The organism is Streptomyces sp. NPDC000878, from assembly GCF_053599695.1.
Map to the genome: position 1 here is coordinate 1,696 of NZ_JBSFMT010000162.1, position 2,315 is coordinate 4,010.

Consider the following 2,315-nt stretch of genomic DNA (forward strand, 5'->3'; position numbering starts at 1 on the left):
GCCTATCGCACGGCCTACACCCTTACCCCGGGACAACCACCGCCCGGGATGGACTACCTTCCTGCGTCACCCCATCACTCACCTACTACCACCTTGGATCAGCGGCTCCACCACTTTCCTTTCCCCGAAGGGTCCGGAACGGCTTCACGGCTTTAGCATTAATGGGCTCGATGTTTGACGCTTCACAGCGGGTACCGGAATATCAACCGGTTATCCATCGACTACGCCTGTCGGCCTCGCCTTAGGTCCCGACTTACCCTGGGCAGATCAGCTTGACCCAGGAACCCTTAGTCAATCGGCGCACACGTTTCCCACGTGTGTATCGCTACTCATGCCTGCATTCTCACTCGTAAACCGTCCACGACTGGCTTCCGCCGCCGCTTCACCCGGCATACGACGCTCCCCTACCCATCCGTACTCCCGTTGGGGATATGTGTACGAATGACACGACTTCGGCGGTACGCTTGAGCCCCGCTACATTGTCGGCGCGGAATCACTAGACCAGTGAGCTATTACGCACTCTTTCAAGGGTGGCTGCTTCTAAGCCAACCTCCTGGTTGTCTCTGCGACTCCACATCCTTTCCCACTTAGCGTACGCTTAGGGGCCTTAGTCGATGCTCTGGGCTGTTTCCCTCTCGACCATGGAGCTTATCCCCCACAGTCTCACTGCCGCGCTCTCACTTACCGGCATTCGGAGTTTGGCTAAGGTCAGTAACCCGGTAGGGCCCATCGCCTATCCAGTGCTCTACCTCCGGCAAGAAACACACGACGCTGCACCTAAATGCATTTCGGGGAGAACCAGCTATCACGGAGTTTGATTGGCCTTTCACCCCTAACCACAGGTCATCCCCCAGGTTTTCAACCCTGGTGGGTTCGGTCCTCCACGAAGTCTTACCTCCGCTTCAACCTGCCCATGGCTAGATCACTCCGCTTCGGGTCTTGAGCGCGCTACTATACCGCCCTATTCGGACTCGCTTTCGCTACGGCTTCCCCACACGGGTTAACCTCGCAACACACCGCAAACTCGCAGGCTCATTCTTCAAAAGGCACGCAGTCACGACGCACCAAGTAAACTTGATGCGCGACGCTCCCACGGCTTGTAGGCACACGGTTTCAGGTACTATTTCACTCCGCTCCCGCGGTACTTTTCACCATTCCCTCACGGTACTATCCGCTATCGGTCACCAGGGAATATTTAGGCTTAACGGGTGGTCCCGCCAGATTCACACGGGATTTCTCGGGCCCCGTGCTACTTGGGTGTCTCTCAAACGAGCCGTTGATGTTTCGACTACGGGGGTCTTACCCTCTACGCCGGACCTTTCGCATGTCCTTCGCCTACATCAACGGTTTCTGACTCGCCTCACAGCCGGCAGACTGTGAAAGAGAGATCCCACAACCCCGCACACGCAACCCCTGCCGGGTCTCACACGTATACGGTTTGGCCTCATCCGGTTTCGCTCGCCACTACTCCCGGAATCACGGTTGTTTTCTCTTCCTGCGGGTACTGAGATGTTTCACTTCCCCGCGTTCCCTCCACACACCCTATGTGTTCAGATGTGGGTGACAGCCCATGACGACTGCCGGGTTTCCCCATTCGGAAACCCCCGGATCAAAGCCTGGTTGACGACTCCCCGGGGACTATCGTGGCCTCCCACGTCCTTCATCGGTTCCTGGTGCCAAGGCATCCACCGTGCGCCCTTAAAAACTTGGCCACAGATGCTCGCGTCCACTGTGCAGTTCTCAAACAACGACCAACCACCCGTCACAACCCACCAAAGCGGATTTTTACCGGGGTCGGCACTGAAGGCGGCCATACCGGCCGTACCCTCAGACACCCAACAGCGTGCCCGACCCGGTCCCGCCCGAAGATCATGCTTTCCACGCCCTCTTACGAGAGCAGTACTTGCAAGCCTCCGACCCGTGAACCAGACCGAATAATCAACGTTCCACCCATGAGCAACCACCGCCGGACGTATGCCGACGTAATGGCCCTGGACCACCAGGTGAAACCTGGCGGCCTAGATGCTCCTTAGAAAGGAGGTGATCCAGCCGCACCTTCCGGTACGGCTACCTTGTTACGACTTCGTCCCAATCGCCAGTCCCACCTTCGACAGCTCCCTCCCTTACGGGTTGGGCCACCGGCTTCGGGTGTTACCGACTTTCGTGACGTGACGGGCGGTGTGTACAAGGCCCGGGAACGTATTCACCGCAGCAATGCTGATCTGCGATTACTAGCAACTCCGACTTCATGGGGTCGAGTTGCAGACCCCAATCCGAACTGAGACCGGCTTTTTGAGATTCGCTCCGCCTCACAC

Annotated in this window: 2 rRNA genes (both only partly in view); both read right to left on the reverse strand. The window is 57.7% G+C overall.

Going from position 1 to position 2,315, the window contains the following annotated elements:
* A 23S ribosomal RNA gene (locus tag ACWDR4_RS49690) occupies positions 1-1,712 on the reverse strand; it reaches 1,495 nt to the left of the window's first position.
* A gap of 321 nt (positions 1,713-2,033) precedes the next feature.
* Positions 2,034-2,315: ribosomal RNA gene (locus ACWDR4_RS49695) — 16S ribosomal RNA — on the reverse strand; it runs 1,343 nt beyond the window's last position.
* Together the 16S and 23S rRNA genes form the textbook arrangement of a ribosomal RNA operon.